Genomic DNA, 24,321 nt, shown 5'->3' with positions numbered 1-24,321 from the left:
CCTTTCCAAATTATCTTACCACTTAGCTGGAGGACAAGACCATGAAAATAATTGTAAGCTGTTTATCTGTCATACTTATTGTAACCAATTGTGTCCTTTTGTTATTTCAATATGATGTATACTCCTCTAGCGTAGATGAGCAATCATATAAATATGAGCAGGAAATAGAACTAACCTTTCAAAAGGAAAAGCTTATAGTGGAGCAGCATTTTTATAATCTTCCACAAGAAGAGATGGTCATCCACTGGCCTGCACTTAGTACGAGCAGAAGCTGCCACCTAGAAGCAACAGAGAGCTGTGAAAGACTTGGCGAGGACCTTTCTTCCTTTCAGGAAGGAGAAAGTACCCAGCAAAGTATCTCCTATGAAATTTCTTTAGATGAAACGTGGAAGTCGCAAAATCTTGTACAAGATTTCACTGCCAAATTAAAAAATGGGGAAGTGACATATACCACGCTTCATATTACGGATGAGGGAAAAAGAGGAGGTATGTGGGTAACCGGACTTCCGACGTTAGGAAATACCTCTTTAGAGCTAATTGATTATACATTAGCATTTGGTGAAGGGGACGTTTCAGAGATTTATTGGCAAAAGGAGCAGCTCCCTGTTGTCTATCAAAATGATGCCTTTACAATTTACTCTAAAGAGAAGCTGGCAGAGGGCTTTACGAAACTGCTAGACGATTTAGTGTTTACCAATCAAGCACATATCTCTGTCCTCATGGGTGAGCAAGGGAAGATTGATGCTTCCTCGATTCTTTTCTTGAAGAATCAAGACGTTGCAACCATGCAAAGAGAGCTGATTGTGAAAAATATTGCCCTGCAATATAATATTTCTCCGGATAATCTTCTTCTGGCAGAGGTAGTTAGCAGCTTTTTAGTAGGCCAGCCGCTGGGGTCAGCTAAATCGGTTTGGATGTATAACGAGTTAAGCAGCTATTTTACGAAGGAGCAGCTAAATGCTTGGAGCACAGGACTGACGAAATTAAAGGATGTAGATGGGGAGAAGCTAGATCGTCATTTATCTAAAGTGCTTGACCTGAAGAGCTCCTTTTTTACAGCTAATCTTCAAACAAAGGACAAATTCCCATTGTTGTTTGAAGATGCTAGAAAGGTACTTGTGAATGAAGAGCAGAGCGACGATCTACACGTCCTTTTAAAGGATGGAAAAATTCTCTATAAGGCATACCCGTTATTAGAGGCATTAGGATATAGCTACCGAGATACACCTGATAAGGGGTTATATGTGGAAAATGAATCCCGTGCATTCCGCTTTCCTGTAGAAGAACCATTTTACGTATATAACGAGAAAAGATATGATGCATTTTCAGCTCCATTTGAGAAGATAGGCGCTGAAATATATATAGAGGAAGCTTGGATGATTCGATTATTTTTATTAGACATTCAAAAAAATGAGAAAGATATTTATTTAACGGAAAGAATATCTTCATAAGCTAGGAGTAATAAAATGAGAGTAATTTCGGGAACCAAGAAGGGACTGCCCTTAAAGGCTGTCCCTGGCTCCAATACACGTCCTACAACGGACAAGGTTAAGGAATCCATTTTTAATATGATCGGTCCTTATTTTGATGGAGGATTGTCAGTGGACTTGTTTGCTGGAAGTGGTGGGCTTGGCATAGAGTCTTTGAGCAGAGGCATAGATACTTGTATTTTTATTGAAAAGGATGCAAAGGCAATTGCAACGATTAATGAAAATCTAAAGAAATGCCGGCTAGAGGAACAAAGTGAAATTTACAGAATAGATGCATCAAGAGCGGTAAAAGCCTTTGAGAAAAGAGGCTTAAAAATTGATTTACTATTTGTAGACCCGCCTTACCAACGAGTTTCTTATTATGACTTAGTTTCTGTCATTGTGGAAAAGGGATGTATGAGCCAGAGTGGAATCATTATGTGCGAACATGAGAAAGGGGTAGAGCTTCCAGATGCTTACGGACAGTTTAAGCTGGTAAGACGTGAAGCTTATGGAGGGACGATTATCTCCATATACCGCAGCCCCTCTGAAGAGGAGAATTCGATTGAATAAAATAGCAGTAGTACCAGGAAGTTTTGACCCTATTACGAATGGGCATATCGATATTATTACGAGAGGCGCAGCAGTTTTTGGAGAAGTATATGTGGTAGTATTGAATAATTCATCCAAAAACCCTTTGTTTTCAGTCGAGGAACGAGTAGAGCTGATCAAACGTGTAACCTCTCATATTCCAAATGTGCGAGTGGATACTTTCTCTGGATTATTAATGGAATATGCACAAAATATTGGAGCGAGTGCAATCATTCGTGGGCTTCGTGCTGTTTCGGACTTTGAATATGAAATGCAGATCACTTCGATGAACCGCGTACTGAATGATGAGATAGAAACATTCTTTATTATGACAAAGAACCAATATTCCTTTCTCAGCTCAAGTATCGTAAAGGAAGTTGCGAAATACGGTGGTAATATCTCTGAGTTGGTTCCAGAGGAAGTAGAAGATGCACTTAAAATGAAATTTGAGAAGTAACATTAACTGAATGGTTCTTCTCGGCTGTGGTTGAATAGAACGGTGCCTTTACCGATCCCGAAGAAACCAACCGGAAAAATCAACCTAGGATAATGAACCCGCTTTATGTAAAAGCTAAACCCTCCAATGGCGTTGCTAAACAGCGATACGCCCAGGAAGGGTTTTTCTTTTTCTAGCGGAAAGCCACTACCCTATAAAATAAAAAATAATAGGAATCATCAGTACATGTAGACAACGGAATAAGAGATATTTTTTAATCGAGATTTTTGCTTTCTGTGCAAGCACAATTATTTGCATATGAATACTAATACCACTGAAGGCTATAATGATTGCCACGATAGCTGGCAAGACGCTGCTAGAGGATAAATACTGTCCTGCTAGGCTGATGCCGCCAGTCATTTCAAAAAACGAAGCAACAAATACTAATAGATAAGGAGAGATGGTAGGCAGTATCCCCTTAATAGTTTCGAAGACAATGAAGCTGATTGTCGTAAAGAATACAACCGTTGTCCCAATCAATAAGAGTATTTGAGAGGTTTCCTTAATGCTTTCCTGAAAAGGCGAAGCGGATTGCTTCTTTTCTACCTGTTGGAGCTGTATAGGCTTAGAAAAAATAATGAAAATGAAAAGAAACAGTAGGTTGACTAGATGGATGACCAACAATAATTTGAGCCCAGCAATTTCTGCATGAAAAATTTCAATTCCCACAAAGCCGACAACAAACATCGGACTGGGAGCGTGACAGATTGCTAGCAGCCAGCTGGCATTCCGGGCATTTAACACACCTATTTCCTTTAAGGAGGAGATAATAGAGGCTCCGCTTGGAAAACCACCAACTGCTGTAAGTAAGTAAATATTTATGTAAAGCTTAAATTTATTCGTCGTATGTAAGAAGCTTTGCTGTGTTCTAATAAACATTTGGGTAATAACTAAGTAAGGTAAAAGATAAGGCATCAGTGAGGAAGTGAATATCTTCATGCCCTCCAAAGCGCCTTTGTGAGAAACACCTGGCTGTAAAAATAAGAGTACAATAAGTGCCCAGCTGCCAATGGTAATAATTAGATGCATATTTGTCTCATCCTTTATCTTTGAGGAGTACTCCTCAATTAATATGAATATGATGTTAGACCGGAAAATCTTTTGTCAGAAAAATATGGAAGTGATAAACTAACTTATGTAATGTATTTATGAAAGAGAGGGATAACTTATGAAGAAGAGAAAGTCACTCATCCTTCTTTTTGTCATAGCAGCTTTGGCTGTTTTGGGATTTTATCCATTGGATTCGTATATCTCCAGACCAGGAGGAGCCTATGAGTTATCACCCTTTGTAGAGGTAGCAGGTGGAGACGAGAATGATGAGGGGACATTTAGTCTACTCACAATCGCTTTAGCAAAGGCTACACCACTTACCTATGCTTATGCAAAGGTAGCAGACAACCATAAAATCTATAAGGAAAGCCAGGTTAGAAGAGAAGACGAAGATGAAGAAGAATATAATGTTCGCCAATTAAAGCTTATGTCTGATTCTCAGTTTAATGCCATCACAGTTGCATTTGATAGGGCCAATAAACCCTTCACCGTTACGAACCATGGAATATTCGTATTTAACGTAGTGGATGGAAGTGGTGCGGATGGTATCTTACAGGCTGGAGACAAAATATTAGAGATGGATAATCTTCCGGAGCTTAGTGGAGAAGCTATTGGAGAGCATTTGGCTGATAAGCAAGAGGGAGATGTCATCACGTTAAAAATTGAACGTGACGATAAGGTGTTAACCAAAGAGGTTACCATTCAGATGATCCCTGAAAGAGGCACCGTTGGGATCGGCATCGAATACGCAGAAAACAAAATCGTAGAGACGACTCCGCCTGTAAAAATCAATTCAGAGGAGATTGGAGGACCATCAGCCGGCTTGATGTTTACGTTAGAAATCTTAAATCAGCTGTTGCCAGAGGATATTACAAAGGGCTATAAAATAGCTGGTACAGGGGAAATGCTGGAGGATGGTACGGTTGGTAGAATTGGTGGAATCGACTTAAAGGTGATCGCTGCGGATAAAGAGGGCAACGACATCATGTTCGCTCCAGACGATGATATAGATCCGGAAGTCTTAAGTAAGAATCCAGATGTCTTATCAAATTATGAGGAAGCTATGAAAACAGCCGAAAAAATAGGTACAACCATGAAGATCGTACCTGTCAAAACAATTGATGATGCTTTGGATTATTTAGAAAGTCTTCCGCCTAAGAAATAATTATTCGATGATCGGAATTTGTTTAAAGTCGCTGCCGATCATATGATGACCAAATGTATTTTGCAACCCTAAATAATAGAGATTTGCAGCTTTTACATCCAGCTGTAGCAGTATATTTTCCTTGCTTGCAGCCACCCTACTCACTAGGGGGAGCTGCAAGTCTTTTTTTATGGACTTCAGATAGGCCTTGCCCTTTTCGTTCATAGCAAGTGGGCGGATATATGTAGGATAATCAATGCTATGCAGCTGATCCCATGTAAACCCCGTATATATATGGGTAAGCATCCGTTGAATCCTAGTCCAAGTATATCGCTTCGATTTTATTTGTTCCATAAAAGGAAGAAAAGAGGTATGAGTAAGCGCCGCCTCCCTAATAGCATTCTCCATTCCCTCTGTGACCTCTGCGTATGCCGCCAATTCTTTTTGATCTTGCTTCAGAATTGCATAACGTAGAAGAGGGTAGAAGTGCTGCCAGCTACCAAAAGCATCTGCCGTTCTATGCCACTCCACTAACGCTACAGCGCTAGTAGTAGGCATATACTGTTGAATGGCCGATAGGTCCTGCTCCTCAAACAGTAATTTACGAATACCGGTGGCACTTGCAATCTGTTCCGTCTGTTTTGCATCATCATGATAATTAGCTACAATTCGCTGAATCGTCGTTGGCTTCATCGTAGAACCAAGGTAATAGGCTGCCTCCATGTAGTGATAGCCCAATATATTGTTCGGCTTAGATAGGTCCACCAAGGAGTTAGTAGAATCTCCAGCGAGCTGTTTATATGCTTCGTTCAATGCCTTTGGATAGCTGATTCCTCGTTGCACAGCTTCTGCAATAGCATGATTGTATTCTTCCTTACGAGAATGCAACAGCTGATAGGTATTGTTAAAGGCCGTTAGGGAACCTTCCTCGCTTCCAAAGCAAAAGGATTGGCAATTAAGCGCGTCTAAGCTATAAATAGCCCCCTTGGCAAAATCACTCGCCTGGGCGGTGGCAAAGGCATACGGAAGCTCGATTATTAAATCGACTCCAGCATGGAGCGCCATTTTAGCTCTTGTCCACTTGTCGACAAGAGCTGGCTCGCCTCGTTGAAGAAAATTACCTGACATAACAGCAATCATTACATCAGCTTCGGTTTTATTCCTAGAGGCTTGTAAATGGTGCAAATGGCCGTTATGAAATGGATTATATTCTACTACTATTCCGGTGGCTCTCATTCGAATCAATTCCTTTCCTTACAGAAATTATAATGTTAAAATAAAGTAGTGACAAGAAATTATCTTGACATCTAAATTTAGTCATTATATAATCAACTTTGTTGTCTTGAGGTGATAATCGTATGAAATGGGTAATTCATCAGCTTTCAAAATATCGTGAAAAAGGGTTAACTTTAGATGAATACGTTAATCTGGATAATGTGAAGGAAAGAAACCAGGACGTTCGAGAGATTTCACCCGTTCATGTAAAAGGGCATTGCACATTTGGTGCAGCGCAAATGAATTGTCATTTTCATCTTTCCGGGACACTTATTCTACCATGTGCACGCACTTGGGAGGATGTAGAGTTTCCATTCGAGATTGAATCAGAGGAAGTATTTAACTGGTCTGAAGCAGCAATTGCGAATGCACAAGCCTATGATAATTTTCATGTGGTGGAAGGCGACGTGATTAATGTGGATCCAGTCCTAGAGGAGCTTATTCTTCTAGAAATCCCACTTCAAGTGTATAAAGAAGGCGCAGACCAATTTAAACATGAGGGTGGAGCAGGCTGGAGTTATACAACTGATGAAGAGCTTGAAGACAAGAAAGATAATGACGAACCAAAATTGGATCCGAGACTTGCTGATTTAGCTAAGTATTTTGATCAAACAGACGAATAATAGATCTGTAAGGAGGTGCCACCAATGGCAGTACCAGCTAGAAGAACTTCTAAAACTGTAAAAAGAAAGCGTCGTACACACTTTAAATTATCCGTACCTGGTATGGTTGCTTGTTCAAATTGTGGTGAAATGAAATTGGCTCACCGAGTTTGTAAATCTTGCGGTCAATACAAAGGGAAAGAAGTAGTGAGCAAATAATACAGTATTTGCTTTCCAAAAGGCTACCAAAGAGACCATGGCTCTTCGGTAGCCTTTTTCTCTATATCTAGAAATAAGGGGTTTGGTTTGATGGCATATACATTAACCGAAAAGAACGGCGTACTAATTTTTGAAATTGCGAGACCGTCTATACATAATGCAATAAATTTCGAAGTGCTTGAGGGTTTAGAGAAGATGGCCGATATCGTTCGACAAAATGATACGATTAAGCTTGCTGTCATAACAGGAAAAGGTGAAAAATCCTTTTGCTCTGGTGGAGACTTATCGATTTTCCATAAGCTGAAAACAGAAGAAGAATCCTATAATATGCTTATTGAAGCTGCCAAAACGCTGTATAAGATTGCGACGTTAGAGGTTCCAACCATCGCTCTCATCAATGGAACTGCAGTGGGAGGTGGCTGTGAGATTGCTACTCTCTGTGACTACCGTTTGGTAAAGGAAGGTGCAAAATGTGGTTTTATTCAAGGGAAGCTTGCAATCACAACTGGTTGGGGCGGAGGCAGCTACCTCTTAGAAAAGGGATTGCAGCATGACCATGCGATGCGCATGCTAACAGAGGCAGTTCCTTACCAGTCAGATGAGCTTCTTTCATTTGGATGGGCAACACAGACCTATGCAGGCGATAAACTGCAAGCGCTGGAAAGTTTCATAGAAAAAATGCAGCTTCCACACGCAAGCGTTTTGAGAGCTTATAAAAAACAGGCCATTCGTAAGTGGGAGAATACCGGCTTATGGGAACGAATACAGGAAGAGGTCAAGGCTTGCTCGATCCTTTGGGAACACGAAGAACACCATCAAGCAGTAGAGTTATTTTTATCAAAAAGAAAATAAAACGAGAGTCTATTTACTCCCCCCTTGCATATATTAATAAAAAAGCAAAGGGTGATTGAGATGACTGTGAAATTAAGAAAAGATAGCTGGACAGAAGAAGAAGACAATCTACTAAAAGAACTAGTCTTAAAAAAAATAGAGGAAGGTCATACACAAATCTCAGGTTTCCAGGAAGCGAGCGTTTTGTTGGGTCGCTCTAAGCAGGCGTGTGCATTTAGATGGAACAAGAACCTTCGACCTCTGCTATTTCCAAAAGAAAAGGCTCCTAAAGAGAAAGTGAAAGAGGTTGCTGATTCCTCCTCTCTACAAAATCACCTCCAGCTAGCAATGGAGAGCTACGATGAGATGAAGCAATCCTATGATCAAATCTCTCAGGCTTACAATCTTTTAAAGAAAGATTATGAAGTATTGCTGGGCTGGGCAAAGCAAGGCATTAAGCATATCGAAAAAACATAGATACCATAAGTGAAAGAATCTCCTATTCAAAGAGATTCTTTTTTATTTTTGGTGGGATGTATGGATAGCTGAGCAGGTAGAGAAAAGGAAATACATGCGGTGCTGTTTGATTTAGGTGCGGTCAGTCGTCCGATACTTGCAGTCTAGTAAGAAATGCTTGCGATTGGTAGAAGGTTACTTGCGATAGACATGAATTTCCGTGCGCTAGACGATTGAAGACTCGAGAACAAGTCAAATTTTCTAGGCCTTATTCTCTTTATTTTAGGTAATAAAAGAAAATATTGGATTGAAAGTTGAATTCGCTTTCATAATTCGTTTAGACTGAAAGAGGGGAAAAATTCGCAAGGGGGTATTTTCGTATGAAAAAAATATTAATTGCTAATAGGGGAGAAATCGCACGTCGTATTATTCAAACTTGCAAGAAGCTACATATTGAATCGGTTGCTATCTATTCAGAAGCAGACGCAGATCTTCCCTTTGTAAAGGAAGCTGATTATGCTTTTTTAATTGGCCCGAGTCAAGTGAATCAGTCATATTTAAAAAGTGATGATATTATCGAGCTTGCCAAACGAGAAGGGGTAGACGGAATTCATCCGGGATACGGCTTCCTTTCAGAAAATGCTGAGTTTGCTAGAAAAGCAGAGGAGGCAGGCATTACATTTATCGGTCCCAAGGCCGAAACGATTGAACGCATGGGTGATAAGATCGAATCAAGACGAACAATGATTGCTGCAGGAGTTCCGGTTGTGCCAGGCACGGAGGAGGGTCTGTCCTCTCTGGAAGATGCGAAGAAAGCAGCAGCAGACATTGGTTATCCAATTATGCTAAAGGCGAGTGCTGGTGGTGGCGGAATTGGCATGATTCGCTGTGATGATGAGGACACGCTTGTGAAGCATTTTGATGCTATCAAAACACGAGCAAAATCTTACTTTGGAAGCGATAAAATATTCTTAGAGAAATTCATCACGTCATCTCGACATATTGAAGTACAAATCTTTGGAGATAGTCAAGGGAATGTCGTGCATTTATTCGAGCGTAACTGCTCGGTGCAACGTAGAAACCAAAAGGTATTAGAGGAATCTCCTTCTCCAAACTTCCCAGAAGAAGCAAGAGAACGACTATACGAGGCTGCCATTCAAGCTGCCAAAGCAGTCGACTATGTGAATGCAGGAACAGTAGAATTTATCGTCGACGAAAACCATCAATTCTATTTCTTAGAAATGAACACAAGGCTTCAGGTAGAGCATCCAGTAACGGAGGCAATTACCGGCTTTGATTTAGTGGAGTGGCAGCTGAAGGTGGCATCAGGCGAAGAACTACCAGTAAAAGACCAAACACTTATTCAAACAAAGGGGCATGCATTGGAGTTCCGAATCTATGCCGAGGATCCAAAAACCTTTTTCCCATCTCCAGGGCAAATCACGGCTATGACTTTGGGAGAGGAAATGGATATTCGAATGGACGCAGGGTACGAGGCTGGAAATAAAGTGACTCCATTCTATGATCCCATGATTGCCAAAGTCATTGTCTATGAGGAAGACAGAAGTTTAGCAATTGAGAAGGCGCAAAAAGTATTCGCATCTGCTAAAATAGAAGGTGTAAAAACAAATATTCCACTATTCAAACAGTTTTTACACGCAGAAGATTTTAAAAGTGGAGTATATTCAACATCTGTTTTAGGGGAATGGATGGAAAAACAAAGGGAGGAAAATTCAAAATGACAAAATTAGCATCTACAATGGCAGGCACTGTATTCACAGTAAACGTGGAAGTAGGAGAAGAGGTTTCTGCAGGGCAAGTAGTAATGGTGCTGGAATCTATGAAAATGGAAATTCCAGTAGAAGCAGAAGCTGCAGGCAAAGTTGCAGAAATCAACGCACAAGTTGGCGACTTCGTTAACGAAGGCGACGTTCTACTAACCTTTGAATAAAACACTAGCTTACTAGTCTAAAGGACAGTCCTCGGAAAGTGCGGGACTCCCTCACTTTCCTACATAAGAAGCAGGGTGATAGGCAATCGAGAATATCAGCTAGCTTAAAAGCTCTTTGCTGGCATAGTCACGTCTTCACAGAAATTTGCTATGAGCAATTATATAAATACTGACCAGTAACTCTTCAAAAGATAGAATCATAATTAATTAAATTTAATTATTTTTCGAAAATTAATCTATATAATTCTGACAAGGGAGCAACCGGCGGCGACTCCAGTGGGAGCGGGGTGACAGGCGAGACAGCACAACCACACGCGAAAGCGTTGGGTACTGGCTTGCCTAGTGGAGGGAAAACTAAGAACGTCACATCGTGTGACAACGTTTTCTTGACCAACATCCTGTTGGCCTCACGGAAAGCGTCCGCCAGGAAGCGGCCATATTGAAGTGGGAACTCACAAGAAAGTTTCATTAGTCAAATTTTAGTATTATTCATAACGGAAATTGTCCACCAAGAGTGGCTTCCTTAAATTTTGACTGGCAATCTAGAAGAGAGTCACCAACATCACGATTAATTGGTTCCACTGTTAATCAATTATATTTGTGAAGAAGAAGCGACCGGCGGCGACTCCGGCGGGAGGAGGGAGACAGGTGAGACATAGCAGCGGCACGCGTTAGCGTTCGGCTGTGGCTCACCGCTCCCCCCGCGGAAAGCGTCCGCCAGGAAGCGATTATACTAAATCAAATTGGAATCTCCGTAAGAAGGATTAATCCAATCAGATTTCAGTATCATTTCATTTTATCCAAGGCCAGCATATTGCTTGGCGAATTGCAAAGGGGTGCACATTCATGGGAGAAACAACGGGGTACAACGAACGTTTACAAGAAAAGCTCCAAACGATATTTGCAGGGGGACACCCAAAATATCACGAAAAAATGAAAGAACAAAACAAACTATTCGTCCGAGACCGTCTCGCTCTACTTTTTGACAACGGCGAATACATTGAAGACGGACGCTTCGCCAATGTAGAAGCAGGAGACCTGCCGGCAGACGGCGTAGTTACAGCAACCGGTAAAATAAACGGCCAAACTGTCTGTGTCATGGCCAATGACTCTACTGTCAAAGCAGGCTCTTGGGGATCTCGCACAGTAGAAAAAATAATTCGAATCCAAGAGCAAGCAGAAAAAAATAGAGTCCCAATGCTCTATCTAGTTGACTCAGCAGGAGCAAGAATCACTGATCAGCTAGATATGTTCCCAAACCGCAGAGGGGCTGGCCGGATCTTTCATAACCAAGTAAGACTCTCAGGCTTCATTCCACAAATCTGCTTACTGTTCGGACCATCTGCTGCAGGAGGTGCCTATATCCCGGCATTTTGTGACATAGTCTTTATGGTAGAGGGCAATGCCTCTATGTATCTAGGATCTCCGCGTATGGCGGAAAAGGTTATCGGCGAGAAGGTTACCTTAGAGGAAATGGGCGGGGCTAGAATGCACTGTACCGTAAGCGGTGTGGGAGATGTGCTTGTTTCCTCGGAAGAAGAAGCAATTGAACAAGCCAAAAAATATTTAAGCTACTTCCCATCTAACTATACGGAAAAGCCAAAGAAAGTGGACCCGAAGGATAGAAAAGAAGGAAGAACATTAGAAGCGATTATACCGGAAAATCAAAATGCACCATTTGATATGTATGAGGCAATTGATGCGTTGATTGATGAAGGAAGCTTCTTTGATGTAAAAAAACTATTCGCATCAGAGCTTATTACAGGCTTTGCAAGAATTGAAGGGCAGGCAGTTGGAATTATCGCCAACCAGCCAAAAGTAAAGGGTGGCGTCTTATTCGTAGATTCAGCTGATAAAGCAGCTAAATTCATCTCTTTATGTGATGCCTTTTCCATTCCGTTGATTTTCCTAGCAGATGTTCCAGGGTTTATGATCGGGACAAAGGTGGAAAGAGCAGGAATTATTCGACATGGTGCCAAGTTAATTGCAGCGATGAGCTCTGCAACGGTTCCTAAAATCTCTGTAATTGTACGCAAGGCATACGGCGCTGGGTTATATGCAATGGCTGGACCAGCTTTTGAGCCGGACGTATGTATTGCACTTCCAACTGCACAAATTGCAGTAATGGGTCCTGAGGCAGCGGTAAATGCAGTATATTCCAATAAGATAGAAGCGATTGAGGATCCAAAGGAGAGAATTCAATTTGTACAGCAGAAGCATGCGGAGTATAAAGAAGAGATTGATATTTATAAGCTTGCTTCTGAAATGATTATTGATGAAATCGTTGCTCCTAGTGATCTACGTAAGGAATTGGCAAATCGTTTACATTATTATGAAGGAAAAGAAATTGCTGTAGCTCCTCGAAAACATCCAGTGCTTCCTGTATAATAAAGGATAACAGTAAGGGTCTACCATAAGTGGTGGGCCCTTTTAATGAGGTGAGCTTTATGAATATAGGCATAGTTGGTGCGGGGGCTATAGGCATGCTATTTGGCTCTTATTTAGCTGAAGCAGGACATAATATTACCTTTTACGTGAGAAACAAAGAGGTCAACGAGTTATACATACATAAGCCAGATGCGAGTAAGCGACAAATAACATGCCGTATCGTCTACGATCTAGACAGCCTTCAGCAGATGGATTTAGTGATTATTGCTGTGAAGTACCATCACTTGTCTGCTATTAAGAAGGGACTAGATCAGTTACCAGATGAGGTTCCTTTACTATTTATTCAAAATGGTCTTTTGCATATCTCGTACATAGAATCCCTAAAGCAAAAGACAATATTATTTGGCTCTGTGTTGCATGGAGCTGCAAAAGAAGATGTGGCAACGGTTCACCATACCGGTGTGGGAAGCACGATAATAGGCCCGTATCGAGGGACGTGGGGCTTCATGAATGACTTTCTGCAAAGTGAATCTGAGAACTTTCCTTTTCAAAGAGCAAATGATATGGAACAAATTCTCTTTAAAAAGGCATTATTAAACTGTTTAATTAACCCACTAACCGCTATTGCGGGCGTGCCAAACGGAGATCTGGTGCGAATAGCCTCCTACAACACTATCATGAAAAACATCTATCGAGAATTACTTCAAGCCTTTCCCGAATGGGAGGATCAACTAACATGGCTTGAAGTGGAGGAATTATGTAAAAATACAGCACAAAATCGTTCATCCATGCTAAAGGATTTAGAAAACGGTCGTTTCATGGAAGTGGAAACGATTGTCGGAGCAGTACTTCAGCGGGCGTCGGCTCGAAAAAAAGAACTCCCGATATTGCATACCTTTTATTTATTGCTAACTGAAAAGAATGTAGGTGATTCTCATAACTAGCATCGTATCCTTGTTTCTCCTCATCCCGGCATTATTATTCGTATTATCCATATTATTTTTCCAGGTAGTTTTGAAAAAGGGGAAGAAATCTATTGGACTAGCCGCTGATGTCACAACTATTCTATTGTTTTTCTCGGTAGCTCATGTATTTGAGGTGGTATTTGAAGGGAATATTGGTTACCTACTAATTGTGTTTTCTATTCTCCTAGCGACCATTTTTACTATAGTTGATTGGAAAACAAAAAAGGAAATCGAGATTCTCCCGCTATTTCGAAAAGTGTGGCGGTTATTATTTATTCTATTATGTGTTGTTTATGCACTAATTTGGTTAATCGGAGTAATCCGATATGTTTTACATTATATAAGCTAATCATTTTTCTCTGCCAAGATGGAAGTGATATACTCGTTAAGTACTATAATAAAGAGGTGGAGAATCGTGCGCTTAGAGCAGCTTACACAACCATTCGTATCCCCATTCTATCAAGCCTATCTAGAGGAAGCAGAAAAACTTTCTTCTTTCTTTCATTATGAATGGAATCAGGATGCTTTGAATAAGAGATTAAGTGATACAAATTTTAACGGCTATAAAAGAACAGAGCTGGCTGCTGTTATCAAAGAGTATATGGAGCCATTTGGATTATCTGAAAAGAGTAAAGTACATCTTGAAGAATTAAAGGAAAATGGCGTGGTTGTAATTGGTGGGCAGCAAGCAGGTTTGCTAACAGGGCCGATGTATTCCATCCATAAAGCTATCTCCGTTATTACGTTAGCAAAGCAACAAAGAGAAAAGCTTGGTGTTCCAGTAATCCCTGTTTTTTGGATTGCGGGAGAAGACCATGATATTGATGAAATAAACCATGTTTACATAGAGAGAAGTAGAAGGCTACACAAGGCAGTGTATCCTGAAAAGTCGAGAGTAAAGAAAATTGCCTCTGAAACAACGATTGATCAGGAAGTGATGGAGCTTTACTTAGAGGACATTTTTCGTAGTCTACCAGAAACCTCTTATACAAAAGAATTATACAAAGGTATGCTGAAGGGTATTGAAAGGCATCGCACATATACAGAATTCTTTGCTGCTTTAATGAATGAATTCTTTGGAGAAGAAGGACTTCTCCTTATAGATGCTTCTTTTAAGCCGCTTAGAAAGCTAGAGGGAGAATATTTTCACACATTGGTAAAACGCTCCCCAGAAATAGCCGAGGCTGTATGTGAACAAGAACAAATGATGGTGGCTGCTGGCTATGGTGCGCCGATTGAAGCGAAGGAGAATGCAGCAAATCTTTTCTACGTGCTAGAAGGAGAACGCTTCTTATTAGAAAGAAAAGGCCAATTATTTGTAAATGAACAAAAAGGAATTTCTCTAACTACAGATGAGCTGCTTCAAACCACTCAAGAGAATCCAGAAGCGCTCAGCAACAATGTGGTCACAAGACCGATTATGCAAGAAATGGTCTTTCCGGTGCTTAGCTTTATAGCTGGCCCGGGCGAGATTGCCTACTGGGCTACCTTAAAGCCTGCTTTTGAGCTGCTAGATATGACAATGCCAGTCATCACACCAAGGCTAAGCATTACAGTAATGTCGACGAAGGTTCAAAGCTTGCTAGAGAGGCTTTCCTTCACTATTGAAGATGTGTGGAGTGGAGTAGTAGAGGAAGCGAAGCAACAACTTATTGCCGAACATCGTGACGATGCTATACAAGATCATGTGGATGGTATGAGAGCAGAGCTAGAGGCCAAGTACAAGCAGTTAGAGAATTTATTACAGAAAAATGATTTGCATCTAACACCATTAGTGGAGAAAAACTTGCAATATCATCAATTTCAATTTGATTATTTAACAAAAGCGATTGAAGGTACATTGCTCGGCAAATTAGATGCGGCGATTCATCGTTATGACCGCTTGGTGATGGAATTAGCACCAAATGGAGGGGTTCAAGAAAGAACGTATTGTCCAATTCAGCTATTAAACGAACAGGGAACTTCGATCGTGAAGGATCTGCTAAATGTCCCGTTTGAATTTAGTGGAAAGCATCAAGTTGTCTACTTATAAAATATATGGAGCGTTTCGAAAGTGTTTAACTTTTGAAGCGCTCTTTTCTGTTTCTGTGAATAAAAAATGGGACATCGCCCCACCGTTTAATGATGATACACTCTTTGGTGAGAAATATCGGTAAAAGGGTGAAATACTCCCACTAGGAAAACAAATTTCATCTCTGACAAGAGGTCATTGTGATAAAACCCCTTAAATCGAAACTCGGCATGTTTACAGGAAGTTGGAGAGATATGCTAATAAAGAATCAATAGGACAATACTAAACTCTTTAAATAGAACCAACTTTATGAAATAAAAAGTCATATAGAGGGAAAAGCTTTACCAATCACTTTATGGTTTTCTAAATTATCCCCTTGTTGTAGGAGAAATCGCTTAAAGAAGCCTGTCAGTTCACCGTTTATTCTGTCTCAACAAGTACTTATTTCACATTTTAATCATTTATAAACTTTTTTTGTAAAAAAGGAGTGGAGGAAAGTGGAGGGATGTGGTATGTTAATGTCATAAAGTGGGGTGAGTAGCATGTTCATGGGTGAATATCAGCATAACGTCGATGCTAAGGGCCGAATAATCATTCCTTCTAAATTTAGAGATCATTTAGAGGACTGCTTTGTTTTGACTCGTGGACTCGATAACTGCTTATTTGGTTATCCCATGAATGAATGGCGAAAGCTTGAAGAAAAATTAAAAGAGCTTCCTGTGACGAAAAAGGATGCACGTGCATTTACACGTTTCTTCTTCTCCGGTGCTACGGAGGTGGAAATTGATAAGCAAGGGCGAATCAATATTCCAAATAATTTACGTGCTTATGCAAAAATGGATAAGGAATGTATCATACTAGGTGTATCAAATCGCTTAGAAATATGGGCGAAGGAAGCTTGGGAGACTTACTTCGAGGACTCGGAGGACTCTTTCAATGATATTGCCGAGAATATGATTGGTTTCGATATATAGTAAAGAAATGGAGGGAATAGCTTGTTTCATCATACTACTGTATTGCTAAAGGAAACCGTTGATGGGCTGGCTGTTCGCCCAGACGGCATATACGTGGACTGCACGCTTGGTGGAGCAGGCCACAGCGAATATTTAGTAAAACAGCTAAACGAAAATGGAAGGCTGATTTGTTTTGATCAGGACATGACAGCCATTGAAAATGCGAAGGTTAAGCTAGCGCCTTATTTAGACCGTGTGACGTTTGTGCATGCCAATTTTAGGTACCTAAAACAGTCGCTATATGACTTAGGGATTGAAAAAGTAGATGGTATTTTATACGATTTAGGCGTTTCATCTCCGCAGTTAGATACCCCTGAAAGAGGATTTAGCTATAATTACGATGCCCCTCTTGATATGAGAATGGACCAGACAAGTGAGCTAACAGCCTACCATGTGGTAAATGAATGGCCATATGAGAAGCTTGTAAAAATTTTCTTCCGTTATGGAGAAGAAAAGTTCTCTAAGCAGGTTGCTCGTAAAATTGAGCAGGCAAGGGAGATTGCTCCGATAGAAACAACCTTCCAGCTGGTGGAGCTAATAAAGGCTGGGATTCCTGCAGCTGCCAGAAGAACAGGTGGACATCCTGCAAAGAGAATCTTTCAGGCTATACGAATAGCTGTTAATGACGAATTAGGAGCAGCAGAGGAGTCCTTGGAAGATGCAATCGATCTGTTGAAGGTTGGGGGAAGGATAAGTGTCATTACTTTCCATTCCTTAGAGGACAGGCTTGCAAAAACGATTTTTAAGGAAGCAGCCAGCTTGCCTAAATTGCCTCCAAATCTTCCGGTTATACCAGCCGGAATGGAGCCGGTCTTGAAGCTTGTGAATAGAAAGCCAATACTGCCGTCAGATGAAGAATTAGAAGTTAACAATCGCTCAAGATCTGCCAAGCTAAGAATTGTGGAAAAACTAAAAGAAAAGGGACGTGTTTAAATGGCTTTACCAAAGCATCAGCAAACATACATAGCTAGGCCTTCTTTTCCGGAGCAACCACAGATTGAAAAGCAGGCAAAACAAAAGAAGGGTATTATTACAAAAGGAGAAAAGCTCTTATTACTTGGGCTTTTAGCTACTGTAATAACACTGGCAATCTCAATTGTTCAGGCACAAACTGCGGTACGTGCTACTACAACTGAGATCGCGCAGCTTGAACAGCAAATCGATACAACTTCAAAAGAAAATACAGACTTGTCCATACAAGTAAGAGAATTATCTACCTATGAATCAATTTGGAAAAAAGCGGAGGAGCTCGGTTTAAAACTAAATGAGCAAAACGTAAAGGTAGTGCCAGGACAATGAATAAGAAATTTCGTTTTCAATGGGGAGCCTTTCTAATGTTTTTACTTTATGGAGGGCTCTTTTTTCTATTACTAGGTCGCTTTTTATTCATTCAAGTGACTGGCACGGTAGAAGGACAGGCTTTAGCTTCAAAGGCGGAGTCTAAATATAATAGAGAGCAAATAATCCCTGCTAGTAGAGGGAAAATAGTGGATCGTAATGGTGAAATTATCGCTGAGGATACCTTGAGCTATAAAATGATTGCTGTCATTAGTGAGACAGCATCAAAGGATAGTAGAGTACCACGCCACGTCATGGATACTGCTGCTACAGCGAAAGCACTTTCCGCTCATATCGATATGACGGAGGAGGAAATTCGAACCCTTCTAGACAGTAAAATGGAAGAGGGGAAATACCAAGTAGAATTTGGTAAGGCAGGCAGAGATTTGAGTCACCAAAAAATGATTGAAATTAAATCTTTGCAGCTTCCAGGCATTGAATTTATTCAAGATAAAAAAAGACTTTATCCAAATGGTATTTTTGCCTCACATCTTATAGGTTTTGCGCTTAAGGAAGAAGGGAAGAATGGAGAAGCCACTACTGTGGGGAAAATGGGTCTAGAATATATCTATGATGAAGAACTGACTGGTAAACCTGGAAAGGTAGAATTTCAAAGCGATACAAAGGGCTTTTTATTGCCAAACGCGGAGAAGATGGTTACCGAAGCACAGGATGGCTATGATATTCATCTTACTTTAGATAAGACGATTCAAAATTTCTTAGAGGATGCGCTAAATAAGGCAGAAGAGAAATATACACCTGAAAAAATGATTGCAATCGTTGCCAACGCAAAAACAGGTGAAATATTAGCAATGGCACAAAGACCGACCTTTGAGCCGAATTCGAGAGAAGGACTATCTACTAACTGGTTAAACGAGTCCATTGAGCAAACCATTGAGCCAGGGTCTACCATGAAAATCTTTACGCTTGCAGCTGCTATTGAAGAAGGTGTATGGAATCCGAACGATACGTATAAGTCGGGTAGCTACAAAGTTTTTGATAGAACTATATATGACCATCACCGACCTGGTTGGGGAACCATCAGCTATTTAGAGGGTTTTCAACGTTCATCGAATGTCTCTATGGCCTATTTACTTCAAAAATTAGGTGATGTAACCTTTATGGACTATGTGAAGCGCTTCGGTTTCGGAACCAAAACAGGAATTGATTTACCAAATGAAGCTACTGGGACTCTATTAAGTAAATATCCTAGTGAAAGATTAACAACTACTTACGGACAAGGTAGTACTGTTACTCCAATGCAGCTTGTTCAAGGGATGACTGCCATTGCAAATGAAGGGAAAATGTTGCAGCCATATGTTATTGATAAGATTGTAAATCCGAATACCGGAGAAATCGTGAAGGATAGCGAGCCGCAAGAAAAGAAATCACCGATCTCTGCAGCTACTGCAAATCAAGTGAAGGAAATCTTGGCAAGCACCGTTACAGCGGAGCACGGTACAGCTAAAAGGTTCCAGCTTAATGAATACACCACTGCTGGGAAAACAGGTACAGCACAAATTCCAATGGGGAATGGCAAATACTACTGGGGCAATGGCTTGTTTTTATATTCCTTCTTAGGAATGGCACCGGTAGAGGATCCACAGCTCATCATGTATGTTGCAGTACAAAAACCAAATATAGGGGCAACTGGATCAGGGGCTCAGCCGACTTCCGAAATATTTAACTCTGTCATAGAAAGTAGCTTAAAGTATTTAAATATAGAGCCTGAAAATACGGAAATAGCGGAGCCTATAAAAATGCCAAATGTAATTGGTAAAAATATGGAGAGCAGTCAATTAACTTTAGAGTCATTAGGGTTGAAAACTGTTATAATTGGACAGTCAGAAAATGTGAAAGAGCAATACCCGGACAAAGGTACATCTTTAATTCCTAGTGGAATCGTATTCCTAAAGGGAGAAGGGGATATCCAATTGCCTAACTTTACGGGCTGGTCAAAAAGAAATCTACTAATCTATCGTGCGCTTTCCGATTTGCCAATAGAAGTTGTTGGAGACGGTTACGTAACAACTCAAAGTTTAACTGCTGGCTCTATCGTGACAGCAGATACACCGATTGTTGTTCAATTAGAAATTCCAAAGGATTCGACAACGGTGGAAGCTTCGGAGGAAGAGACAGAAGAAGCTCTTCCACAAGATTAAAGCATAGTCATGGCTATTTTTTCATAAGTTATCTAAAACGGATAAAGGGGAAAATATAATATCTAAAAGGAAGCAAGTTGTTCGATTACGTATGATTTGGTTAATCACTGTCCTATTATTCCTTGCCGTTGGTGGTAAGCTGATGCAGCTTCAATTTTTTCAATTTGATGAGCTTACCACGAAGGCAAAGGAAAGCTGGGACAGGGAGCTGCCTTATGCATCGATGAGAGGGAATATACTAGATAGAAATGGTGAAATTATTGTGGGCAACAAGCTTTCTCCCACCCTTTTCTATATGCCTTCTCAAAACAAGGAGCCAGAAAAAGTTGCAAATGTCTTGTCTCCTTTGTTAGGAGTCCAAGAAAGCAAACTGTATGAGCAAATAAATAAGAGAGCCTATCTCGTGAAAATTGCTCCAGAGGGAAAGAATATTTCCTCAGAATTGGCGATGGATATACAGGATAGGAATATTAAGGGCTTATATTCAGGTATTGACTACATAAGAGATTACCCACATGGGCAAATGCTTTCTAGGTTATTAGGATTTACCGGATATGATGCACAAGGATTAGCGGGTATCGAATATCAGTATGATTCTGTCCTAAAAGGAAAAGAGTCTGCAATTCGTATGTTTACGGATGCAAAAGGTATTCCTCTGCCCCACGTAGATGATGGATGGAAAAATGGTGTTAATGGAAACCATGTTCAGCTTACTGTTGATATGAAAATACAAACAGTGGTAGAAAGAGAACTATCTCAGGCAATGGATAAGTATGAGGCAACACAAGGAATTGCAATTGTGATGAATCCGAATAACGGAGAGATTCTTGCTTTGGCCTCTGCTCCTAATTTTGATCCTTCTTCCTATCAGGAAGTTGATTCTACTATTTATAATCGTAATTTACCAGTTTGGATGACGTTTGAGCCCGGGTCTACCTTTAAAATTATTACCTTAAGTGCCGCTTTGGAGGAGAAGGTAGTAGATTTAGAGAATCAACATTTTCATGATGCTGGGTATACCATTGTAGAAGGCTCGAGATTACGATGCTGGAAGCGATCTGGTCATGGAAGCCAAACCTTTTTAGAGGTTGTAGAGAATTCCTGCAACCCTGGTTTTATTGAGCTTGGTAGAAGAGTAGGTCCAGATAAGCTTCAAGAATATATTCGGAAATTTGGCTTTGGTCAAACAACAGGCTCAGGCATGGCTGGAGAATCCTCGGGTATATTATTTAGTAAAGATCGATACGGTCCTGTCGAGCACGCAACGACCTCCTTTGGTCAAGGAATATCTGTTACACCGATACAACAAGTTCAAGCAGTAGCAGCTGCTATCAATGGTGGGTATCTCTACAAGCCATACATTGTAAAAAATGTATTGGACGGAGAAACAAAGGAAGTGCTTTCTTCTGCGAAACCGGAAATGAAAGAGCAAATAATCTCTGAAGAAACTTCCGCTCAAGTAAGGGAAGCGTTGGAGCATGTAGTTGCTCATGGGTCCGGCCGAAATGCTTATAGAGACCAGCTAAGAATCGGTGGAAAAACCGGTACTGCTCAAAAGGTACAAAACGGAAGGTATATGGATGGCGAATACATCGTTTCCTTCATTGGTTTTGCGCCAGCAGACAAACCTGAGTTGCTAGTCTACGTGGCGATAGACAATCCGAAGCATAGTACCCAGTTTGGGGGAGTAATTGCAGCTCCTATTGTGGGACAGATTATCGAGGACTCTCTTGAGACCACAGGTGGTGGCAAACAGCTAGAGAAGGAATATAGATGGGGCGATGTACAAACAACTCGTGTTCCAAACTTAGTAGGAACAAAACGAAAAGAAATCACCGCTTATATGTATCCTTTTCAAATTGTCTGGCATGGAGACGGAGATGAAATTTTATCGCAGCTTCCGAAAGAAAATAGTCTGATTCCTTTGGATGGGACTATACATGTTTACACAAAATAAGAATAACTATAGAACAAATATAGATAGTTGATCGTATTTAAGGAGATTTTTTTATGACATTGTCTACAACGATAATCACGCTATTAACAAGCTTTCTTATATCAGTAATACTTGCCCCTATTATCATTCCGTATTTAAAAAGGATGAAATTCGGACAGAGCATTCGAGAAGAGGGGCCGGAATCTCATCAAAAAAAAGCCGGCACACCAACAATGGGAGGCTTAATATTTCTAGTTTCTATCATCATCTCTACCTTAGCTATCTCCTACTTTTTTGACAAAATGACTACTCAAACCATTGTGCTATTAATCATTCTAGTTGGATTTGGGCTAATTGGGTTTTTAGATGATTTTATCAAGGTAGTGCTAAAAAGAAATCTTGGCCTTACATCGCTTCAAAAACTAATTGGTCAGATTGTCGTAGCAGTTTTCGCCTTTTTCTTGTTGAAGTTTGGTCCATTTGATACTTCTCTGCTCGTGCCATTCACAGATATGAAAATTCAACTGGGTCAGTTTTATGTAGCTTTCTTTATCTTTTGGCTAGTTGGGTTTTCAAATGCTGTTAATCTTTCAGACGGCTTGGATGGCTTAGTATCAGGAACTGCATCTGTTTCCTTCGCAACATTTGGTGTGCTGGCACTAGCTTATGAGCAAACAGATATTGCGATTTTTACATTTAGCGTAGCAGGTGCATTACTAGGGTTTTTATTGTTCAATAAAAATCCTGCGAAAGTATTTATGGGGGATACTGGTTCTCTTGCGTTAGGTGCAGCTTTAGCGATGGTTTCCATCCTAATCAAGCAAGAAATCCTTTTGTTGCTAGTAGGTATTATCTTTGTAATCGAAACCTTATCTGTTATTTTGCAGGTCATCAGCTTTAAAACGACTGGAAAGAGAATCTTCCGCATGAGTCCAATTCATCATCACTTTGAGCTTTCAGGATGGAAGGAACGTAAAATTGTTCTTGTTTTTTGGGCTATCAATTTTGTTGCAGCGATGTTTGTTGTGATCATGGAGGTTTTGTAGGTGAATGAACTACCAAGAGTCTATCATCAAAAGGTTTTAGTTTTAGGATTGGCGAAGAGTGGAACTGCTGCTGCAGAAATCCTTCATGATTTAGGAGCATTTGTCACGGTAAATGATTCCAAGCCCTTTGACCAGAATGAGAATGCAAAATACTTATTATCCAAGGGCCTAACAGTCATTTGTGGAAGTCACCCAGAGGATCTGCTAGATGAAGGATTTAGTTTAATTGTAAAAAACCCAGGGATACCATATACGAACCCAGTCATTGCAGAAGCTGTAAAACGTGGGATTCCTGTATGGACAGAGGTAGAGCTTGCCTATCGCATTAGTGAGGCACCGATTATTGGAATTACCGGCTCCAATGGAAAAACTACGACCACTACACTTATAGCGGATATGCTAGAAAAGGGTAATAAAAGACCACTGATAGCAGGAAATATTGGTACGGTGGCATCTGGAGTAGCAAGAGATGCGTCAAAAGAGGATCATATTGTAATGGAGCTATCCTCCTTTCAGTTAATGGGGACAGAGGAATTAAAGCCGAAGATTGCTATTCTCACAAATTTATATGAAGCGCATTTGGATTATCATGGCAGCTTCGAGGAATATGTAGAGGCAAAGTTCCATATTACAAAGAGACAGGATGCTACGGATTGGTTTATATACAATGCTGAGCAACCGTTAGTGGTGGAATGTGCAGAAAAGAGCAATGCACAAAAGGTGCCGTTTTTTGTAAGTGGAAAATCGGAAATTGGAATTAGTGCGGATACGCATTTTATCTACTGGAATGGAGATAAAATTCTGGAACGCGCAAGCATTGCTCTTAGAGGGAAGCACAATCTAGAGAATGTGCTTGCTGCCACTGCTGCTGCTTTACTGGTAGATTGCCCACTAGAGAGTATTCAGCAAACGCTAGCATCCTTCCAAGGTGTGAAGCATAGAACACAGTTTGTACGTGAATGGAATGGTAGAAAGTTTTATAACGATTCAAAGGCTACCAACACGTTAGCTGCTAAGAGTGCGTTAGAAGGGTTTAATGAGCCGGTAGTTTGGATTGCTGGTGGAGTAGATCGCGGACATTCATTTGATGAGCTGAGTCCTTATCTTGGTAATGTAAAGGCCCTTATTCATTTTGGAGAGACCGCAGAGAGACTCCAAGCTTTTGGTGAAAGTCAAGGAATACCTGTAGTTCAAAGAGTACAAAATCTCCAAGAAGCTGTGAAGCATGCAGTAGAGTGCTCCTCAGAAGGAGATATCGTTCTTCTCTCACCAGCATGTGCAAGCTGGGACCAGTATGCTAGCTTCGAGTTGAGAGGGAATGAATTTATTGAACAAGTGCAGCAGTTAAAGTAGTGAAAGGATGGCATAGTCGAAAGAT

23 protein-coding genes are annotated in these 24,321 nt (G+C 40.6%); 21 read left to right on the top strand and 2 right to left on the bottom strand.

All coding sequences use genetic code 11. The features are described 5' to 3' along the window. Nucleotides 1-41 precede the first annotated feature (41 nt). The 3 genes from AC1VU3_RS04735 to coaD are packed head-to-tail and all read left to right on the top strand — an operon-like array spanning nucleotide 42 to nucleotide 2,517. Entirely contained in the window at nucleotides 42-1,451 is a 1,410-nt protein-coding gene (locus AC1VU3_RS04735) for a hypothetical protein (protein ID WP_482982921.1), read from the top strand. A 15-nt stretch (nucleotides 1,452-1,466) separates the two neighbouring features. Continuing rightward, nucleotides 1,467-2,042: a 16S rRNA (guanine(966)-N(2))-methyltransferase RsmD gene (gene rsmD, locus AC1VU3_RS04730; protein ID WP_480390031.1), complete on the top strand. Its 576-nt coding sequence runs from the start codon at nucleotides 1,467-1,469 to the stop codon at nucleotides 2,040-2,042. Then, nucleotides 2,035-2,517, top strand: coding sequence for a pantetheine-phosphate adenylyltransferase (coaD, locus tag AC1VU3_RS04725; RefSeq protein ID WP_480390032.1), 483 nt, complete (start codon nucleotides 2,035-2,037; stop codon nucleotides 2,515-2,517). Before rsmD ends, coaD begins: the two co-directional genes overlap by 8 nt. 186 nt (nucleotides 2,518-2,703) lie before the next feature. Here coaD and AC1VU3_RS04720 read toward each other — a convergent pair whose 3' ends face one another. Then, entirely contained in the window at nucleotides 2,704-3,585 is an 882-nt protein-coding gene (locus AC1VU3_RS04720; RefSeq protein ID WP_480390033.1) for a hypothetical protein, read from the bottom strand. Nucleotides 3,586-3,724: 139 nt separating this feature from the next. On the opposite strand from AC1VU3_RS04720, the gene AC1VU3_RS04715 reads away from it, so the two are divergent. Further along, nucleotides 3,725-4,771: a SepM family pheromone-processing serine protease gene (locus tag AC1VU3_RS04715; RefSeq protein WP_482982920.1), complete on the top strand. Its 1,047-nt coding sequence runs from the start codon at nucleotides 3,725-3,727 to the stop codon at nucleotides 4,769-4,771. Here the strand turns inward: AC1VU3_RS04715 and AC1VU3_RS04710 are convergent, their stop codons facing one another. After that, on the bottom strand, nucleotides 4,772-5,986 hold the full coding sequence (locus AC1VU3_RS04710) for a nucleotidyltransferase (protein WP_482982919.1): 1,215 nt from the start codon (nucleotides 5,984-5,986) through the stop codon (nucleotides 4,772-4,774). It lies immediately after the preceding gene. A 122-nt stretch (nucleotides 5,987-6,108) separates the two neighbouring features. Here AC1VU3_RS04710 and AC1VU3_RS04705 point away from each other — a divergent pair, with 122 nt between their 5' ends. From AC1VU3_RS04705 to murD, 17 genes are all read left to right on the top strand, one after another. Continuing rightward, the gene (locus AC1VU3_RS04705; RefSeq protein WP_480390036.1) at nucleotides 6,109-6,648 is read left to right on the top strand and encodes a YceD family protein; all 540 of its coding nucleotides are present in this window, start codon (nucleotides 6,109-6,111) and stop codon (nucleotides 6,646-6,648) included. A gap of 24 nt (nucleotides 6,649-6,672) precedes the next feature. Then, on the top strand, nucleotides 6,673-6,846 hold the full coding sequence (gene rpmF / locus AC1VU3_RS04700) for a 50S ribosomal protein L32 (protein WP_144537945.1): 174 nt from the start codon (nucleotides 6,673-6,675) through the stop codon (nucleotides 6,844-6,846). A gap of 90 nt (nucleotides 6,847-6,936) precedes the next feature. Next, nucleotides 6,937-7,698: an enoyl-CoA hydratase/isomerase family protein gene (locus AC1VU3_RS04695; protein ID WP_480390037.1), complete on the top strand. Its 762-nt coding sequence runs from the start codon at nucleotides 6,937-6,939 to the stop codon at nucleotides 7,696-7,698. Between the two features lie 60 nt (nucleotides 7,699-7,758). Continuing rightward, complete coding sequence (locus AC1VU3_RS04690; protein ID WP_480390038.1) at nucleotides 7,759-8,154, top strand: hypothetical protein; 396 nt, start codon at nucleotides 7,759-7,761, stop codon at nucleotides 8,152-8,154. Between the two features lie 359 nt (nucleotides 8,155-8,513). After that, on the top strand, nucleotides 8,514-9,875 hold the full coding sequence (locus AC1VU3_RS04685; protein ID WP_482982918.1) for an acetyl-CoA carboxylase biotin carboxylase subunit: 1,362 nt from the start codon (nucleotides 8,514-8,516) through the stop codon (nucleotides 9,873-9,875). After that, complete coding sequence (locus tag AC1VU3_RS04680; protein ID WP_480390040.1) at nucleotides 9,872-10,084, top strand: acyl-CoA carboxylase biotin carboxyl carrier protein subunit; 213 nt, start codon at nucleotides 9,872-9,874, stop codon at nucleotides 10,082-10,084. Before AC1VU3_RS04685 ends, AC1VU3_RS04680 begins: the two co-directional genes overlap by 4 nt. 846 nt (nucleotides 10,085-10,930) lie before the next feature. Beyond that, a complete protein-coding gene (locus AC1VU3_RS04675; protein WP_482982917.1) occupies nucleotides 10,931-12,472 on the top strand; it encodes an acyl-CoA carboxylase subunit beta in 1,542 nt (513 codons plus the stop codon). A gap of 59 nt (nucleotides 12,473-12,531) precedes the next feature. After that, nucleotides 12,532-13,416: a ketopantoate reductase family protein gene (locus AC1VU3_RS04670; RefSeq protein WP_482982916.1), complete on the top strand. Its 885-nt coding sequence runs from the start codon at nucleotides 12,532-12,534 to the stop codon at nucleotides 13,414-13,416. After that, nucleotides 13,400-13,786 (top strand): DUF3397 family protein, encoded by a 387-nt coding sequence (locus AC1VU3_RS04665; RefSeq protein WP_480390043.1) that lies wholly within the window; start codon nucleotides 13,400-13,402, stop codon nucleotides 13,784-13,786. Before AC1VU3_RS04670 ends, AC1VU3_RS04665 begins: the two co-directional genes overlap by 17 nt. Nucleotides 13,787-13,852: 66 nt before the next feature. Next, complete coding sequence (gene bshC, locus AC1VU3_RS04660; RefSeq protein WP_482982915.1) at nucleotides 13,853-15,469, top strand: bacillithiol biosynthesis cysteine-adding enzyme BshC; 1,617 nt, start codon at nucleotides 13,853-13,855, stop codon at nucleotides 15,467-15,469. 521 nt (nucleotides 15,470-15,990) lie between these two features. Next, a complete protein-coding gene (gene mraZ, locus AC1VU3_RS04655) occupies nucleotides 15,991-16,422 on the top strand; it encodes a division/cell wall cluster transcriptional repressor MraZ (protein ID WP_480390045.1) in 432 nt (143 codons plus the stop codon). A gap of 21 nt (nucleotides 16,423-16,443) precedes the next feature. After that, entirely contained in the window at nucleotides 16,444-17,394 is a 951-nt protein-coding gene (gene rsmH / locus AC1VU3_RS04650) for a 16S rRNA (cytosine(1402)-N(4))-methyltransferase RsmH (protein ID WP_480390046.1), read from the top strand. Continuing rightward, complete coding sequence (gene ftsL / locus AC1VU3_RS04645) at nucleotides 17,395-17,760, top strand: cell division protein FtsL (RefSeq protein WP_480390047.1); 366 nt, start codon at nucleotides 17,395-17,397, stop codon at nucleotides 17,758-17,760. 35 nt (nucleotides 17,761-17,795) lie between these two features. Continuing rightward, a complete protein-coding gene (locus AC1VU3_RS04640) occupies nucleotides 17,796-19,961 on the top strand; it encodes a penicillin-binding protein (RefSeq protein ID WP_482982914.1) in 2,166 nt (721 codons plus the stop codon). 91 nt (nucleotides 19,962-20,052) lie between these two features. Beyond that, nucleotides 20,053-21,918 (top strand): penicillin-binding transpeptidase domain-containing protein, encoded by a 1,866-nt coding sequence (locus tag AC1VU3_RS04635; protein WP_480390049.1) that lies wholly within the window; start codon nucleotides 20,053-20,055, stop codon nucleotides 21,916-21,918. Between the two features lie 53 nt (nucleotides 21,919-21,971). Further along, nucleotides 21,972-22,943 carry a phospho-N-acetylmuramoyl-pentapeptide-transferase gene (gene mraY / locus AC1VU3_RS04630; protein ID WP_480390050.1) on the top strand — a complete coding sequence of 324 codons (972 nt, stop codon included), beginning with the start codon at nucleotides 21,972-21,974 and terminating at the stop codon, nucleotides 22,941-22,943. Then, nucleotides 22,944-24,296: a UDP-N-acetylmuramoyl-L-alanine--D-glutamate ligase gene (gene murD / locus AC1VU3_RS04625; RefSeq protein ID WP_480390051.1), complete on the top strand. Its 1,353-nt coding sequence runs from the start codon at nucleotides 22,944-22,946 to the stop codon at nucleotides 24,294-24,296. Nucleotides 24,297-24,321: the final 25 nt, after the last annotated feature.

This window comes from Psychrobacillus sp. Z16_25 (assembly GCF_056856695.1).
This window is presented reverse-complemented; position numbering and strand designations above follow the sequence as displayed.